Raw genomic sequence first — 16341 nt, 5'->3', positions numbered from 1 at the left:
TTCTTGGTGTTGTCACACAACTGTTATCGAAATCCATATAGCTTCCGGATCGAAATGTTTTCGAACGAAACCTTCTTTCCGACTAGGGGATGCCGATCATGCGTAACGTTCTTCTTGCTGCTGTCGCGACTGCGGCGATGATGCTGCCGGTTGTTGGCCAGGCTGCGGAAAAGCTTGTTGTCTATACCAGCCAGCCCAACCAGGATGCCCAGACCACTGTTGATGCCTTTATGGCTGCCAACCCGGATATCGAAGTTGAGTGGGTCCGTGACGGCACCACCAAACTGATGGCGAAACTGCGCGCCGAGATCGCCGCAGGCGACCCGCGCCCGGATGTTCTTCTGATTGCCGATACGGTAACGCTGGAAGGCATGAAGCAGGAAGGTCTGCTGCAAGCGTACAAATCGCCGGAAGCCAAGGCCTATGAAGGCGCGCTTTATGATGCCGAAGGCTATTACTATTCGACCAAGCTGATCACGACCGGCATTGTCTACAATACCGCAGCCAAGGCACCGAGCTCCTGGAAGGACCTTTCGGATGCATCGGCGAAAAACCAGATCGTCATGCCAAGCCCGCTTTATTCCGGTGCGGCCCTGATCCATCTTTCGACCCTGACCGAGAACAAGGATCTGGGCTGGGATTACTATCAGGCACTGGCCGACAACGAAGCCCGCGCACAGGGCGGTAACGGTGGCGTCTTCAAGGCGGTTGCATCGGGTGAAAAACCGTACGGCGTGGTTGTTGATTTCCTTGCCATCCGTGGCAAAGCCAAAGGGTCGCCGGTTGATTTTGTCTTCCCGAAAGAAGGTGTCACCTATGTGACCGAGCCGGTCGCGATCATGAAAGACGCGAAGAACGTTGATGCCGCGCACAAGTTCGTTGATTTCGTTCTGTCCGATGCCGGTCAGAAACTTGTTCTTGATATGGGCTATATCCCGGCTCGTAACGACATGGCCCTGCCGGAAGGTTTCCCGGCGCGCAAGGACATCAAACTGATGGACTTCAACCCGGCCATCGCCCTTGAACAGGCTGAAGCGAACAAAAAGAAATTCGCTGATATCTTCGGGGCTGAGTAATGCAGGCAACAGGTCGCCTTCGCGGCGCTCTGCCTGGCATCATGACCAGATCCACAGGCAACCGGTCTTCGGACCGGTTGCTTTACTGGTTGCTGTTGCCGGTATTCGTGATTTCCATTCTGCCGATTGTCCGCCTGGCATTTGAAGGCGTGTTTGTCGGTGGCGTGCCGTCGCTTGATTATTTCCGCGATGTTCTGGGATCGGGCGCAACATGGCAGGCAACCGCCAACAGCCTTTATACCGCAGGGCTTGGAACGATCATTTCGCTTTTGATCGGGGGGGCGTTTGCCTTTCTGGTTGCATTGACCGATGTGCGGGCCAAGGCCGCACTGGTTTTCTGTTTCATGATCCCGATGATGATCCCCCCACAGATCACCGCCCTTAGCTGGGTGCAGCTGACCGGGCCAAGCAGTGCGCTTTTAAATGCCTTTGGCATGGCACCCCCCATGGGATCGCCACAGCCGCTTTATTCTGCCGAGGGCATTGCGCTTTTGCTGGGTATCCAGCACGCATCGATCGTGTTTCTGACCCTTCGCGCCAATCTGCGCATGATCCCGCGCGAACAGATCGAAGCCGCCCGGCTTGCCGGTGCGCGCGGCGGGCGTTTGTGGTGGCAGATCATCCTGCCGCTGACCAGCCCCGGTCTGATTGCCGGAACCGCAATGGCCTTTGTCACGGCACTTGGCAATTTTGGCATCCCGGCGATGCTGGGCATTCCGGCCAATTACCCGACGCTGCCGACCCTGATCTATCAGAAACTGGCCGGGTTCGGCCCGTCGGTTTTGGGCGAGGTATCGGTTCTTGCCATGCTGATTGGCGCGATTGCCATTTGCGGTGTGGCCATTCACCACCGGCTGCTTGCCAACCGCGATTACCGTTTGATGGGGATGGTCGGACGTCCGCTTGATATCCGTCTGGGGGCGCGCCGTTCGTTGGTTGAAACCGTCCTTTGGGCGGCTCTGATTGCCATTCTGGTGGTGCCGTTGATGGCGTTGATTGCAACCTCACTGGTGCCGGCCTTTGGCGTGAAGCTTGATTTCACCAATTTCAGCTTTGATGCCTTTAATCAGGTCCTGTTTGTGCAGCCGTCAACCATCCGCGCATTCCATAACAGTTTCCTGTTGTCGGTGGGCGCGGCGGTGATGCTTGTTCTGGTGTGCTTGCCACTGGCCTATGTGATGGTGCGCAAACCATCGAAACTGACCAAGCTGATCAATCTTCTGATCGAAGTGCCCTATGCGTTGCCCGGTGTGGTTCTGGCGATTGCATGCATCTTGCTGTTCATCAAGATCCCGGTGATCGAAATCAGCCTGTATGGTACGCTTGGCATTATTTTCATCGCCTATCTGGCGCGCTTTCTTGTGATTGCGTTGCGCCCGGTGATGAACAGTTTCACCCAGCTTGACCCGGCCCTTGAAGAAGCAGCGCAAGCCTGCGGTGCCGGGCTTGGCCGTCGCTTGCGCGATGTGTTGTTGCCCTTGGCAGCACCAAGCGCAGCAGCCGGGGCTTTGCTGGTTTTCCTGACTGCGTTTAACGAGCTGACTGTTTCGGCCCTTTTGTGGTCGGCTGGCAACGAGACGCTGGGTGTTTTGATTTTCAATCTTGATGACAGTGGCGACACCGTTCTGGCATCCGCCGTGGCGGTACTGGTCGTGCTGGTTGTGATCGCGTTGATGAGCTGTTTTCAGCTTGCATCGCGTCGTTTGCCCAAGGGAGTTGTGCCATGGCAGACATAAATCTTTCGCGCATTACCAAGTGTTTTGGCGATTACCGTGCGCTTAATCAGGTGTCGCTTGATATTTCGGATGGGGAATTCGTTGCCCTGCTGGGGCCATCGGGCTGTGGCAAAACCACACTGCTTAGACTGATGGCCGGATTTGAAGAACCGGGCGAGGGGCAGATATCAATCGGCGGGCAGGTGGTTGCCGATCCGGCCAAGGGCGTGATGGTCAGTCCCGAGGACCGCAATCTTGGCATCGTATTTCAATCCTATGCGCTGTGGCCGCATATGTCGGTTTCGCGCAATGTCGGCTATCCGCTTGAAGTACGTGGCATGAACCGCGCAGATCGCGATCGCCGCATCTCTGAGGCACTTGATATCGTGGCCCTTGGCCCATATGCGGATCGCAGCCCCGCCGAACTTTCCGGCGGGCAGCGCCAACGTGTGGCACTGGCACGTTGTCTGGTGATGGAACCGCGTGCGGTGTTGCTTGATGAGCCGCTGGCGAACCTTGATGTTCATTTGCGCGAAACCATGCAGCAGGCGTTTCTTGATTTCCATCGCCGCACCGGGGCAACGATGATTTACGTCACCCATGATCAGGCCGAAGCCATGGCAATGGCCGACCGGATCGCGGTGATGGACAAGGGCCATATTCGCCAGATGGCCGCCCCCGAAACCCTGTATCGCGAACCGGCCGATCACATGGTTGCGGGTTTTGTCGGGGCCGGATCGGTTTTGCCGATCACCGGGGTTGAGGTCGAAAATGGTGGCACATGTTCGGTCAAGCTTGGCGATACCCGCATTGCCGCACGCGTATGCCCGAAACTGGCCAGTAGCGGGCATATCAACGGGCAGGCGGGCCTTTGTCTGCGTCCCGAAGATGTCTGGGTCGAAGATGAGGCACCCTTGCGCGGCAAGGTCGAGGATTGCGTTTATCTCGGCGGGCGGTTCCGGCTTTCGGTGCGCATTGATGATGAGCATACCCTGCCGGTCTATGCCAATCGTCGGGCGCGGGTCGGGGAGCCGGTCGGGCTCAAGGTTGCCGATGGCTGGGTCTTTGACCGCCTTGCCGGTGAGGTCGCCTGATGTCAGCCCGGATGCGTGTTCTTTCGGGTCTTGGTGAAAAAGGCCCGGCTTGTTTGCGACTGGAATTCTTTAACCGGCGCTGGATGCTGGATTGCGGGGTTGGTCCCGAAAGTGATCAGGGATTTGACCCGGCCTGGCTTAATAAAGTTAACGCCGTTTTCATCACCCATGACCATATCGATCATATCGGTGCGGCCAAGGAAATTGTGGCGGCGGGTCTTCCGATCTATTGCACCGAAGTCACTGCGCGTTCCTTGCCAAAGGGCGCGAAAGTCATTCCATTGCCGCCATGCGGGGAAATCCAGGTTGATGGGGTTACCGTCACCACCGGGCGCACCGGCCATTCGTTTGGCGGGGTGTGGCTGCATTTCGAACTGGGGGGCGGGGTGCTGTATTCCGGCGATTTCTGCCATGAGTCCGATTATTTCCTGTATGACACGCCGCCCGATGCGGCGACGGTGATGCTTGATGCATCCTATGGCATGGAACAACTGACCCAGCAGGTCCGCATCGACAGTCTTCTGACCACCATGACCAAGCTTGACGGGCAGATCCTGTTTCCCGTACCGCCCAGCGGCCGGGCCGCCGAAATGGCCTTGCTGTTTGAAAGCCACGGTCTGACCGACTGGTCGATGGATGATCGGTGTTACGGGCAGGTCAAGCAGGTGCTTGATACCCATGGTTCGGATTATGTGAATGGCGATGCGATCCGCCGTTTGCGCGGTCTTAAGGACAAGGCAAAGCATTTCAATCCGGGTGCCAGATTGCTGTTGTGTCACGCGCCGTGCGCGACATTTGGCAAGGCGCGTGAACTGATTGACAAATGGCGTGATGCCGGACGGCTGGGATCAAGTGCACATGTCATCTTTACCGGGTTCATGCCGATCGAGGCCCGCAAGATGGTTGAAAAAGGCCATGCGCATTTCCGGCGCTGGAACGTGCATCCATTGGCCGGGCACGTGATCGAGCTTGCCAATCAGTGCCACGCCATGCAGGTCGTGCCGCTTTTTACCAGCTGTCCCGAGGATTTTGGTCTTGTCGACGGGTTCGACGGGCGGCTACAGCTTGCTGATCGGTTCTATTTGTAATGGGTTGCGATCCATTTCGACGTTCAAACGGGTGATGCCTGATCATGATTTATGCTGCTGAAAAGTTCGATTTTCCGAAATTGCCGTTTGTGTTCATCCGGCACGGAGAAACCGATGCCAACCGCGCAGGGATCATTGCCGGATCGAACGAGCCGCCGCTCAATGACACCGGCCGCGAACAGGCCCTTGCCATTGCACCATTGATGGCAAGGGCAAGCTGGCGCGCGGTTTATGTCAGCCCGCAAGACCGGGCGCGGACAACTGCCAACCTTGTTCTGCCTGATTACGAGGCCAGGGTGCTTGACGGTTTGCGCGAACGTCATTGGGGCGATCTTGAAGGTCGCCCGATTGCCGAGCTGTGCCCGCGCTTTGACACCCCGCCCAATGGCGAAGGATTTGATGCCATGTGTCAGCGCGTTTCATTTGCCATGCAACAGGCACTCGCCGAAGTCAGCGACGACCTAACGGTGATTGTTGCCCATTCCGGGGTGGCGCGCTGCATCCTTTACATGACCGGGTTTGAGGCCGACGGGCCGCGTGTGCCCAATGCCACCCCGATCCTGTTCCGTCCGGTCAAGTCCGGATGGGAATATGAAAATCTGACCGAAACCCTGATCAAGGAGATCTCCGCGTGAATATGGCACAGGCCGATGCGCACCAAACCCGACCGAATTCAGCCGATCTGCGCGATGCGGTGGTGTTTGACATGGATGGAACACTGGCGCATTTCGATGCCGATGAATTGGGGCATCTGGTTCATGGTGTGGAAAAACAGTGGGATGCGTTTTTTGATGCGATGGACCATGCCAAACCGATTGAAAATATCGAACGGCTGTTGCGCATTCTTCATGCTTCCGGGCATGCGATCGTGATCTGTTCTGGCCGCCCGGCGGGCTGGCAACACCGGTCCGAAGCCTGGCTTCGTGCCCATAATATCCCGTTTGACGGCATGTATCTGCGCCCCATCGATGCCGATCACCGCAGTGATGAGGAGGTCAAGGAAGACCTTCTGGCCCAAATCATTGCCGATGGGTTCAATCCGTGGCTGGTGGTTGATGATCGCAGGCGCGTGGTCGATAAATGGCGCGATATGGGCCTGACATGCCTGCAATGTGCGCCGGGTGATTTTTAACCGGGCGGGCTATTTGTCATACCAATAAAAAAAGACCGGCTTTGCGCCGGTCTTTTTGTATGATTATTCGAACAGATGGCGGTAATCGCCATATCCTTCGGCCTCAAGATCGTCGATTGCGATAAAGCGAAGCGACGCCGAATTGATACAATATCGCAATCCACCACGATCACGTGGCCCATCGGGGAAGACATGACCAAGATGGCTGTCGCCATGTTTTGACCGGACTTCGATGCGGCGCATGCCGTGGGTATTGTCTTCGCGCGCGACGATATGGTCGCTTTCGACCGGTTTCACAAAACTGGGCCAGCCACAGCCGCTATCGAACTTGTCGCGCGATGTGAAAAGCGGTTCGCCCGATACGATATCGACATAAAGCCCGTCTTCCTTGTGATCCCAGAAATCATTGCGAAACGGCGGTTCGGTGCCGTTTTCCTGTGTCACGTGATATTGTTCCGGGGACAGATCGGCAATCGCATCCGGGTCTTTGTGATATTTGCTCATATTCGGTCACTTCACATCTTTGGTCGTCGGAGTGTTTGATTTGTTGTCCCCAAAGATGGTCGGATTATCGCGATTGTCCAGTGGCTTCACACCAATGTGACGGTCTGACAGGCCAAATCGGACTTAACCCTGACACCATGGCTGGCGTTTGGTTTTGCCGTCATAGGGGCGGGCAAATCCGTTATCGATCAGTTCAAGATCAAGCGGGCTGCCATCAATGCGGACCGATGCCACCACGCGCCCGCCATAGCGTCCCCATTCCGGTTCGCAAAATTCAACGGCCTTGGCGGTTTTCAGGCGCTTGCGCGCATAATCGCGGGCCTGCTGGGCCAATTGTTTTTCACTTTCGCATTTGCCGCGAATTTCGGGCGTATCAACACCGCGCACGCGCACCGACATATTGGCAATTTCGCCCGGAAGACCCGGAATGGCGACATAGATGGTGTCACCGTCATAGGCAAATTCACCACGGTATTCCCGCAAAGGCCAGTCATAGCACGCAGCCTGTGCCATTGGGGCGAGCAGGGTGGTTGCGATCATTGCGGTCATGCCGATGATAGCATGGATGTGGTTGATCTTCAGGGCAGGGCAAAGGCGGGATTTGGTCATCAGATATCGCTTAGAGTTTCAGTCGGGACAGAATTTGGGCGGCGCGCTGTTGAACCGGGCCTTTGCGAATTTCGATCAGTTCATGACCGCATTCGATATAGGCCTGGCACAGGCGGACATATGTTTTGACGCTTCTGGCGAAGTCCTGTGTCCGGATTTCATCGGTATGATAAATTTCCGACCATGGCGGCAGGACAAAGACACAGCGCCGATAGCGATACATCTTGATCGTCCGCATCAGGGCGGCATCATCGGGCAGTTTTGCCAGCCGGCGATGGGCCAGAATATCGGGAAGTGCGCCGTCACAGAAAACGGTGCGCGGGTGGCATTCCATACCGTTCTGCCAGGCGCGAATGGCCCGCCGGGTCATCAATCCGGCAAAGGCATCATCATCTTCGCCGGGCACGGCATTGCCGCCGCGTTCGCGCTGTTCGGCAATCAGCGGGCGCGCCACATCAGGGCAGATATCATAGCCCTGTGCATGAAGATATTCGATCAGGGTGGACTTGCCAGAACCGGGGCCCCCGGTAATGACAACAAGGTTGGACGTTATAGGCGTTTGCATTCGTGTTTGTCTCCGCGAGCAGGCCTTTTGGTCATGCTTTGCGGCGAGGTGATGGCAATATTGTTGTTGGTTTTTGATCCGCACAGGAGCCGTGCGGAATGCGCTTTTGAAGGCGTTGGGGATGCTTGTCAACGCCAAAGGAAAAGCGTCTATTTTTCAATGAATTAGGGGTGGGGAGAACAATGACGGGTCTGCGGGCAGTCGGCCAGGGCCGCCTTTGAAAAAGTCAGGAGCAGCCTTCGACCAGGGTGATGGCCTCGTTCCCGGCATGGATTGCGGTTACAACCCCGTCTTCGTTGAATTCAAACCGGATGCCCCGTGATTTCGCAGCATCGGTCCACCAGGTGATATAGCGCGCATCCGCACCCAGATATTCGTGTTCTTCTTCGACCAGTTCGGCATTGCCAAAGGCAGCATGAACGTCTTCGCGGGTCGATCCCAGTGAAACGCCCTGGGACGTGCGCACAAGACTGGTGGCCACATCATATTCATCGGCATAAAGCGAAACACGCGCGAGCTTGCCATCAAGCACCAGATAGCCAAGCCCCGACGGATCAAGATTGCGCTGAAGGAAGGTGCAGTTTTCATCGTCACCGGCAATGAACTGATCAAGTTGCGGGCCAAGGGTCTTGCGCAATGTTGCCTGATCCCAGCCGATTTGCACCGGTCCGTATCCCTGTTCGGACAGGGTCGCCAGACGGGTGGCAATCGCATCTGAAATCACAAGTTCGATTGTTGCCGTATCCTGATCGACGGTGATTTTTGTCGGGGTCACGGTTTGATGCAGATGGATTTGTGACCAGGATGTGCCTTCGGGCCAGTCCTTGGGAAAGGCCAGGTTGCTGGTCGGTTCAAGACAGAGCTGGCTGGCGTTTGCCAGTATCCCCCGGTGACGTGCGCGAACCGGTGACGGAATTTCCATGCAGATGGTTTGCGGAACATCTTCAAGCCAGGAAACCGGATTTCCCAGCCCGTCGCAGATTTGCGGATCGGGGCGCATTTCGCAATAGGACGGGACAATATTGTCCATGACGAGATCAAGCCGCATTGGGCCATTGCCCACCGAACCGATCACGGCATCAAGTGCATCCTCGCTCGGTTCAAGCCATTGATAGGTGCTGATCGCCCACGCCGTTGTGCCGCGCAAATCCATCAGGGCAAAGGCCGGACCGTCTGATTGCGGCTCCTCATTGCCTGATGCAAGAACCGGCGATGCAACAAGTGCAGCGCAGATTGCGATCAGGGCCCCGGGATTTCGTGTAATGCGCAGCATCTATGCTTCTCGATCAGAACGTATCTTGTTGTGTGACAGGAGTTTACGCGACTTTGACACATCCGCACAGCCATTAACCACAATCGCTGTGTTGATATATCGCGCTGATTGGGGCGGGTGACAATATTGGTTTAACTGTTCGGCTTTTCGATCCGGGCCAGCACATGATCGGAAACAAGCTGGGCCGATGGGGATAACCGGTGGCCGCGTGCCGTGATCAGGCTATAGGGTTTGATTTCGATCATGCCGTCAAATGGCAATTCGGTAATCAGGCCGCCACTTGAAAGCAGGCTTGTGACTTCTTCGGCCATCGGTGCAATGGCATCCGTATCGGCAAGGGTCGCAAGCGTCACCAGCAATGATGCCGAGTTCAGACTTGAATGGGGCAGTGGCAGATGGCGCGAAATAAACACATCCTCGATCGTGCGACGCATCAGGTTGCCCGGCGGGGGCAATATCCATTCAAATTTGGCAAGCCGGGCCAATGTGATCGGGGTTGTTGCATCCAGTAACGGATGACCGGTCCGCACCATCAGGCGGATTTTCTCGCTTCGGATTTCGCGGATATTGAACTGGCGCGGGTCCATATCTTCGGGGACACGCCCGATGACAAAATCATGATCGCCGGCCAGAAGATCCTTGATCAGCAAATTTGACGGACCAACGCTGACATGGGCTTCCAACAGGGAATTGACCGACTGGACACTGCGAATGGCGGGCACAACCAGATCGACAGCCGCGGCCGTCACCGCCCCGACAAAAACGGTGCCGCCGCCATGTTTTATGTCTTCGATTTCACGTTCGGCTTCGCGGATTTCAATCAGCATGCTGCGCGCACGCCGCGCAAGTGCACGCCCGGCATTGGTCATTTCAATGCCGCGCGGGCTGCGCACGCACAGCCGGGCTTCAAGGATGGTTTCCATTTCCGACAGCAACCGTGATGCCGCGGGCTGGGATGTTTTGAGCATGTCGGCAGCCAGACTGATTTGTCCGGTTTCCTCCATCGCGACGATCATGCGCAGGTGGCTGAGTTTCAGGCCACGCTGAAACAGGTTACCGGACCTGAAAAGCAGGGATTTGGCAGAACTTAGCGGCTGATTATTGCGAAACTCGGTCATGATGCGCCCCCTCTGTGTCGGGATTTTAGTATATCAATTTTGATATGCAAGTTTCGAAATTACTTATTTGATTGTTATGTTGAGGGTCTGAATAATGTCGCCGTGTCCTTTGGGAAATGGGATGCATTATCAATTGAAAACAAAGACACGACATATTCGGGCGAAATCTGCCTGGGAAAGTCGGGCACAAAAAAATGGCTGATATGCTGTGTCTTGTAGGGAGGATAGCAATGAAACGTCTCAGTGCCGTAATGGCAGGGGTCGCCTTTGGCGCGGCCGCAATGATGAGCCCGATGATTTCCGGCGGCTATGCACATGCTGCTGACAAAGGCTATGTCGGGATCGCAATGCCGACCAAATCTTCGGCACGCTGGATTTCTGATGGCAATTCCATGGTCGAACAGTTTGAAGCCGCTGGCTACAAAACCGACCTTCAATATGCCGAAGACGACATTCCGAACCAGCTTTCCCAGATCGAAAACATGATCGTCAAAGGCGTTGATGTTCTGGTGATTGCGGCGATCGACGGTACCACTCTTTCGAATGCGCTGGAAAATGCCAAAGCAGCAGGGATCAAGGTCTTTGCCTATGACCGTCTGATCCGCGAAAGTGCCAATGTCGATTACTATTCCACGTTTGACAACTTCAAGGTCGGCGTTCAGCAGGCAACCTCGCTGGTCGATGGTCTGGCCGCTGCGGGTGAGCCGCCCTATAATGTCGAACTGTTTGGCGGATCGCCCGATGATAACAATGCCTACTTCTTCTATAACGGTGCGATGTCGGTTCTTCAGCCGCTGATCGACAGCGGCGATATCGTGATCAAATCCGGCCAGATGGGCATGGACAAGGTCGGCACCCTGCGTTGGGACGGTGCGGTTGCACAGGCCCGCATGGATAACCTTCTGTCGGCTTATTACACCGATGAACAGATTGATGGCGTTCTGTCGCCCTATGACGGTCTGTCGATCGGTATTCTGTCGTCGCTCAAAGGTGTCGGTTACGGTTCGGGCGACATGAAAATGCCGGTCGTTTCCGGTCAGGATGCCGAACTGCCGTCGGTCAAATCGATCCTGGCAGGCGAACAGTATTCCACCATTTTCAAGGATACCCGCGAACTTGCACGTGTGACCGTTTCGATGGTTGATGATGTTCTTGCCGGTCGTGAGCCGACCATCAATGACACCAAAACCTATGACAACGGCGTCAAGGTTGTTCCTTCCTATCTGCTTGAGCCGGTGATGGTCGACAAGTCCAACTGGAAAGAAATCCTGGTTGGTTCGGGCTATTACACCGAAGACGAAGTAAAATAAGTCTGCAAATCTCGGTCGAACCCGGTGTGGTGCCGATGGCATCCCGCCGGGTTCCATCGTCTGAAAGACTGTCTTTGCAAGGTGGCCGGGCGGCCGGTTTCTATGGACGATTGCCCATAAGGCTGGCCTTTGAAAGGGCCCGGGAATTTTCCTGAAATCCAGGACAACAAAGACCAAGTAGATAAAGGTGCTGTCAGTCCCGTGACAGCAGTGGGAGGACCGGATGGATACCATCCTGGAAATGAAGAACATCACCAAGACCTTTCCGGGTGTGAAGGCGCTGGATGATGTCAGCATCAAGGTTGAACGTGGTGAAATCCACGCGCTTTGCGGCGAAAACGGCGCGGGTAAATCGACCCTGATGAAGGTTCTGAGCGGGGTTTATCCGCATGGGACTTATGAAGGCGACATTCTTTATGATGGCGGCGTTCAGGCATTCAAGGATATCCGCGACAGCGAAGAGCGCGGCATCATCATCATTCACCAGGAACTGGCCCTGGTGCCGTTGCTGTCGATTGCCGAAAACATCTTTCTGGGCAACGAAATTGCCGAAAATGGCGTGGTCAACTGGCCTGCGACCTTTGCGCGCACGGGCGAACTTCTTGCCAAGGTCGGGCTTAAGGAAAATCCGGCAACGCTGGTCACCAATATCGGTGTTGGCAAACAGCAGCTGGTTGAAATTGCCAAGGCGCTGTCCAAAAAGGTCAAGCTTCTGATCCTTGACGAGCCGACCGCCAGCTTGCAGGAAAATGACAGCCAGAAGCTTCTCGACCTGTTGCTGGAATTCAAGGCACAGGGCATCACATCGATCCTGATTTCGCACAAGCTGAATGAGATCAATCGCGTTGCCGACCGCATCACGATCATTCGCGATGGCAAATCGATTTCAACCCTTGATGCGCGGGCCGGCACCATTACCGAAGACGATATTGTCAAGGACATGGTCGGCCGTGATATGGCGCACCGCTATCCCGAACGGACGCCAAATATCAGCACAGAAAAACTGATGGAGGTCCGCAACTGGTCGGCAACCCATCCGCTGCATCCCGAACGCAAGGTCGTCGATAATGTCAGTATTGACGTTGCCGCAGGCGAGGTTGTCGGGATTGCCGGGCTGATGGGGGCAGGGCGTACCGAACTTGCCATGAGCATCTTTGGCAAATCCTATGGCACCGACATTTCGGGCGAAGTTCTGATCAAGGGCAAACCTGTTGATGTATCGACCGTTGAAAAGGCGATTGCATCGGGGCTTGCTTATGTGACCGAAGACCGCAAGGAAATGGGTCTTATCCTTGATGAAAGCATCACCACCAACATCACGCTGGCCAATCTGGGCGGGGTGTCGGAACGGGGGGTGCTCAATGACGGGGCCGAACGATCCGTTGCCGAGGATTACCGCAAGAAAATCAATATTCGCACGCCGAATGTCGGGCAGAAGGTCGTCAATCTTTCAGGCGGGAACCAGCAGAAGGTCGTTTTGTCAAAATGGCTGTTTGCCGCCCCTGAAGTCCTGATTCTGGACGAACCGACGCGCGGCATCGATGTCGGTGCGAAATACGAAATTTATACGATTATCAACCAGCTGGCAGCCGACGGTAAGGGGGTCATCATGATCTCGTCGGAAATGCCGGAGCTTCTGGGCATGTGCGATCGCATCTATGTGATGAACGAAGGTGAGATCAAAGGGCAGCTTGCAGCAAAGGATGCAAGCCAGGAAGCAATCATGCGCATGATCCTGAAAGCGTGAGGAACGGACAATGACGGATACGGATAACAAATCAATCGGCTACTATTTGCGCACCCATATTCGCGAATATGGAATGGTTGTTGCGCTGGTTGCCATTCTTGCCTTCTTCCAGGTTCTGACCGACGGCATCATGCTCAAACCGGTCAACCTGACCAACCTGTTCCTGCAAAACAGCTATATCATCATCATGGCTGTTGGCATGTTGTTGGTGATTGTCGGCGGGCATATTGACCTTTCGGTCGGATCGGTTGTCGGCTTTGTCGGCGCACTTGCCGCAGTGATGATTGTGAACTGGGACCTGCCGACGGCCTTTGTCATTCCGGCCTGTCTGGTGGTTGGGGCGATCATTGGTGCCGCCCAAGGCTATTGGGTGGCCTATTGGCGCATCCCGTCCTTTATCGTTACGCTTGCCGGGATGCTGGTATTCAAGGGCCTGACACTGGCCCTGCTTGGCGGGGCCTCGGTCGGTCCGTTCCCGTCCGAATTCCAGGCAATGTCTTCGGGCTTCCTGCCCGATATTTTTGACAGGTTTATCGAAGGCCGCTTTAACGTGTTTTCGATGACCATCGGTGTGGTGCTGGCGGCGTTGTTGCCGATCCTTGGTCTGCGTGCACGCGCCAAACAGGCAAAGTTTGCTGCGGTGGATGAACCGATGGCATTCTTTATTGTCAAACACGCAGTTGCGGGTTTGGCCATCCTGTTTGTTACCTATCTGCTGTCGACCTATCGCGGTCTGCCCAACATTCTGATCATCATGGCGCTTCTGATCGCGATTTTCACCTTTATCACCAATTCAACGACCCTGGGGCGTCGCATCTATGCGCTGGGTGGCAATGAAAAGGCGGCAAAGCTTTCGGGTATCAATACCAAACGCCTGACCTTCTTTACCTTTGCCAATATGGGCATGCTGGCCGCCCTTGCCGGGCTGGTCTTTGCCGCGCGCCTGAATACGGCAACACCGAAAGCCGGTCTTGCATTCGAGCTTGATGTTATTGCCGCGGTCTTTATTGGTGGCGCGTCAATGTCGGGCGGTGTTGGCAAGGTGATCGGGGCTGTGGTTGGTGCACTGATCATGGGTGTCATGAATAACGGCATGTCGATCATCGGTGTCGGTATCGACTGGCAACAGGTGATCAAGGGTCTGGTGCTTCTCGCTGCTGTGATCTTTGATGTCTACAACAAGAACAAGGCCTAACAATACGATGACGCGGAACGGCATATTTCTGGATCATATCTGCCAGCAAGGCCGGCTGGTTGCCAGAATGTGTCGTTCTTTGTCCCCGATGCGGTTTTCCCGGCCGCATGTTTTCGGACCCGTCTCGATAATAAGTCAAAAAGGAATTCGGGCATGACGAAGTTCAAACCGGCACCATGGCCGCGCGTTTTGCGGTCACAAGAAGGTTGGTTCGGCGGAACCAGCAAGGACAATATCTATCACCGCAGCTGGATGAAGAACCAGGGTCTGCCCTCGGACCTGTTTGATGGTCGCCCGGTCATCGGGATTTGCAATACCTGGTCGCAATTGACCCCGTGCAATGCCCATCTGCGCGATCTTGCCGAAAGGGTCAAACATGGCATTTACGAAGCAGGCGGCTTGCCGCTTGAATTCCCGGTTTTCTCGGCCGGTGAAAGCACGCTGCGTCCGACGGCAATGATGTTCCGTAATCTTGCGGCCATGGATGTCGAGGAAGCCCTGCGTGGCACGCCACTTGACGGTGTGGTTCTGATGGTTGGCTGTGACAAGACGACGCCGTCGCTTCTGATGGGGGCGGCCAGTGTTGATATCCCGGCGATTGTTGTGACCGGCGGGCCGATGCTGAATGGCAAATGGCGCGGTCAGGATATCGGTTCGGGGACGTCGCTTTGGCAGCTGTCGGAGGACCGCAAGGCCGGCAAGATCAGCACCGAAGACTTCCTTGAAGCCGAAATCGCCATGTCGCGTTCACCAGGATCGTGCAACACCATGGGTACGGCCTCGACCATGGCCAGCATGGCCGAGGCCCTTGGCATGGCGCTTTCGGGGAATGCGGCCATTCCGGCTGTCGACAGCCGCCGCCGCGTGATGGCGCATATCACAGGACGTCGCATCGTTCAGATGGTCAAGGATGATCTTAAACCGTCGGACGTAATGACCAAGGAAGCGTTTGAAAACGCCATTCGTGTCAATGGTGCGATTGGCGGATCAACCAATGCGGTGATCCATTTGCTCGCCATTGCCGGACGTGTCGGCATTGACCTTACCCTTGATGACTGGGATCGCCTTGGTCGCGATATTCCGACCATTGTGAACCTTCAGCCATCGGGAAAATACCTGATGGAGGAATTCTTCTATGCCGGTGGTTTGCCCGTCGTGATCAAGGCCTTGGGCGAGGCGGGGATGCTTCACAATGATGCCCTGACGGTGTCGGGCGAAACCATGTGGGATCAGGTCAAGGATGTCCGTAACTGGAACGATGATGTGATCCGCCCGTTTGACAAGGCGCTGACCGAAAGCGGTGGTATTGCCGTGGTCAAGGGCAACCTTGCCCCGAATGGGGCTGTGCTTAAACCGTCCGCGGCAACGCCGGCGCTTCTGACCCATCGTGGGCGTGCGGTGGTGTTTGAAGACATCGATGATTACAAGGCCAAGATCTATGACGAGAACCTTGATATCGATGAAACCTGCGTCATGGTTTTGAAAAATTGCGGCCCCAAGGGATATCCGGGCATGGCCGAAGTCGGCAATATGGGCCTTCCGCCCAAAGTGCTGCGCAAGGGCATTACCGATATGGTGCGTATCTCTGATGCACGGATGAGCGGCACGGCCTATGGCACGGTGGTCCTACATACCTCGCCCGAGGCCGCAGCAGGCGGGCCGCTTGCCGTTGTGCAAAATGGCGACATGATCGAACTGGATGTGCCCAACCGCCGTCTGCATCTTGATATTAGTGATGAGGAACTGGCCAAGCGCCTCAAGGAGTGGAAAAACACCATTCCGGTTCCCCAAAGCGGCTATGCATCACTGTATTACAAGTCGGTCATCGGTGCCGACCGCGGTGCCGACTTCGACTTCCTTGTCGGTCATCGTGGCAAGGAAATCCCCAAAGATAGTCACTAGGCATCACAGGGTT

15 protein-coding genes are annotated in these 16341 nt (G+C 55.6%); 10 read left to right on the top strand and 5 right to left on the bottom strand.

Annotated elements, in window-relative coordinates; translation table 11 throughout:
• Positions 1 to 98 precede the first annotated feature (98 nt).
• The 6 genes from CU041_RS16560 to CU041_RS16535 are packed head-to-tail and all read left to right on the top strand — an operon-like array spanning position 99 to position 6105.
• Positions 99 to 1076, top strand: a complete 978-nt coding sequence (locus CU041_RS16560; RefSeq protein WP_170310282.1) for an ABC transporter substrate-binding protein — start codon at positions 99 to 101, stop codon at positions 1074 to 1076.
• 41 nt (positions 1077 to 1117) lie between these two features.
• Entirely contained in the window at positions 1118 to 2812 is a 1695-nt protein-coding gene (locus CU041_RS16555) for an ABC transporter permease (protein ID WP_233433147.1), read from the top strand.
• Complete coding sequence (locus CU041_RS16550) at positions 2800 to 3885, top strand: ABC transporter ATP-binding protein (RefSeq protein WP_101247733.1); 1086 nt, start codon at positions 2800 to 2802, stop codon at positions 3883 to 3885. The genes CU041_RS16555 and CU041_RS16550 overlap by 13 nt, the downstream gene beginning before the upstream one ends.
• Complete coding sequence (locus tag CU041_RS16545) at positions 3885 to 4973, top strand: MBL fold metallo-hydrolase (protein WP_101247732.1); 1089 nt, start codon at positions 3885 to 3887, stop codon at positions 4971 to 4973. The genes CU041_RS16550 and CU041_RS16545 overlap by 1 nt, the downstream gene beginning before the upstream one ends.
• A gap of 44 nt (positions 4974 to 5017) precedes the next feature.
• Positions 5018 to 5608, top strand: a complete 591-nt coding sequence (locus CU041_RS16540) for a histidine phosphatase family protein (protein WP_101247731.1) — start codon at positions 5018 to 5020, stop codon at positions 5606 to 5608.
• A gap of 2 nt (positions 5609 to 5610) precedes the next feature.
• The gene (locus CU041_RS16535) at positions 5611 to 6105 is read left to right on the top strand and encodes a phosphatase domain-containing protein (protein WP_068518658.1); all 495 of its coding nucleotides are present in this window, start codon (positions 5611 to 5613) and stop codon (positions 6103 to 6105) included.
• 63 nt (positions 6106 to 6168) lie between these two features.
• On the opposite strand, the gene msrB is transcribed toward CU041_RS16535, so the two are convergent.
• The 5 genes from msrB to CU041_RS16510 form a co-directional block, all read right to left on the bottom strand.
• Positions 6169 to 6609 (bottom strand): peptide-methionine (R)-S-oxide reductase MsrB, encoded by a 441-nt coding sequence (gene msrB / locus CU041_RS16530; RefSeq protein ID WP_068518657.1) that lies wholly within the window; start codon positions 6607 to 6609, stop codon positions 6169 to 6171.
• A 123-nt stretch (positions 6610 to 6732) separates the two neighbouring features.
• Complete coding sequence (locus CU041_RS16525) at positions 6733 to 7218, bottom strand: thermonuclease family protein (protein WP_233433146.1); 486 nt, start codon at positions 7216 to 7218, stop codon at positions 6733 to 6735.
• 10 nt (positions 7219 to 7228) lie between these two features.
• Positions 7229 to 7783 carry an AAA family ATPase gene (locus CU041_RS16520; protein ID WP_068518656.1) on the bottom strand — a complete coding sequence of 185 codons (555 nt, stop codon included), beginning with the start codon at positions 7781 to 7783 and terminating at the stop codon, positions 7229 to 7231.
• A gap of 226 nt (positions 7784 to 8009) precedes the next feature.
• Positions 8010 to 9056 (bottom strand): hypothetical protein, encoded by a 1047-nt coding sequence (locus CU041_RS16515; RefSeq protein WP_101247730.1) that lies wholly within the window; start codon positions 9054 to 9056, stop codon positions 8010 to 8012.
• A gap of 131 nt (positions 9057 to 9187) precedes the next feature.
• Positions 9188 to 10174 (bottom strand): LysR family transcriptional regulator, encoded by a 987-nt coding sequence (locus tag CU041_RS16510; RefSeq protein WP_068518654.1) that lies wholly within the window; start codon positions 10172 to 10174, stop codon positions 9188 to 9190.
• 230 nt (positions 10175 to 10404) lie between these two features.
• Between CU041_RS16510 and chvE the strand changes: the two genes are divergently transcribed.
• The 4 genes from chvE to araD all read left to right on the top strand — a co-directional run bounded on the left by chvE (position 10405) and on the right by araD (position 16328).
• Complete coding sequence (gene chvE, locus CU041_RS16505; RefSeq protein ID WP_068518653.1) at positions 10405 to 11484, top strand: multiple monosaccharide ABC transporter substrate-binding protein; 1080 nt, start codon at positions 10405 to 10407, stop codon at positions 11482 to 11484.
• A gap of 223 nt (positions 11485 to 11707) precedes the next feature.
• Positions 11708 to 13231 (top strand): multiple monosaccharide ABC transporter ATP-binding protein, encoded by a 1524-nt coding sequence (gene mmsA / locus CU041_RS16500; RefSeq protein ID WP_101247729.1) that lies wholly within the window; start codon positions 11708 to 11710, stop codon positions 13229 to 13231.
• 10 nt (positions 13232 to 13241) lie between these two features.
• Positions 13242 to 14426: a multiple monosaccharide ABC transporter permease gene (gene mmsB / locus CU041_RS16495; RefSeq protein ID WP_101247728.1), complete on the top strand. Its 1185-nt coding sequence runs from the start codon at positions 13242 to 13244 to the stop codon at positions 14424 to 14426.
• Positions 14427 to 14579: 153 nt separating this feature from the next.
• A complete protein-coding gene (araD, locus tag CU041_RS16490; RefSeq protein WP_068518650.1) occupies positions 14580 to 16328 on the top strand; it encodes an L-arabinonate dehydratase in 1749 nt (582 codons plus the stop codon).
• The last annotated feature ends 13 nt before the right edge of the window (positions 16329 to 16341 follow it).

The organism is Thalassospira povalilytica (genome assembly GCF_002844235.1).
Classification (GTDB): Bacteria; Pseudomonadota; Alphaproteobacteria; order Rhodospirillales; family Thalassospiraceae; genus Thalassospira; species Thalassospira povalilytica.
This window is presented reverse-complemented; position numbering and strand designations above follow the sequence as displayed.